This window comes from Paracoccus sp. PAR01 (assembly GCF_014851995.1).
Taxonomy (GTDB): domain Bacteria; phylum Pseudomonadota; class Alphaproteobacteria; order Rhodobacterales; family Rhodobacteraceae; genus Paracoccus; species Paracoccus litorisediminis.
In genome coordinates this window covers 1-573 of record NZ_JACVAW010000097.1, presented here as the reverse complement: position 1 = coordinate 573, position 573 = coordinate 1, and the positions used below count along the sequence as shown (strand labels likewise).

The 573-nt window shown below is 66.5% G+C and carries 1 protein-coding gene; it reads right to left on the bottom strand.

Translation table 11 applies throughout. The features are described from left to right. On the bottom strand, positions 1–562 hold a 562-nt coding region (locus tag IB235_RS26055), incomplete at its 3' end, for an FAD-binding oxidoreductase (RefSeq protein ID WP_225612630.1). Between the last annotated feature and the right edge of the window lie 11 nt (positions 563–573).

The following is a 573-nucleotide window of genomic DNA, read 5'->3' as shown; positions in this document are numbered from 1 at the left end:
GCAGGCCGTCGCTGGTATTGCCGAAGGGTGCAGCCCAGACATAGGCGGGCGAACCGATCTCGATTCCGCAAAGATTGCGCAATTTCAGCGCGATGCGCCGGGCTTTAGCATGCAGCCGCGCTGGGTCTCGGTAGGCTTCTGGGTCGTCCATGTCTTCGCCGCCCGCGATGATCCGGCCATCACGTGCGCTGCGGAAATACAGGTAGGGCTCCGATGCCTCCCAAACCAGCGAGCGGTCCAGCCAGTCGGGCCGTGCGATGCGGGGGTGACTGGCCAGCGCCCAGGTCGAGGTGATGCGATGCGCGCGGCTTTCCATCACCGGCAGGAAGTCGTAGCCGGTGCAAAAGACCACCTGCTCTGCGGTCAGCACCCCGCCCTCGCGGGTGGCAAGGGCGGCGCTGTCGCCGGTTTCCGCCAGATCTGTAATTTCCACGGGCGAGGCGATTTCGGCCCCGCGCGCCTGCGCCACACTTAACAGGCCAGCGGTCAATTGCCCCGGATTCGCCGAGGCCGAGGCGCCGGACAGGAGCGCAGCGCTGCGGTCGATGCCGAAGCGCTGCATGAGTTCCGCTT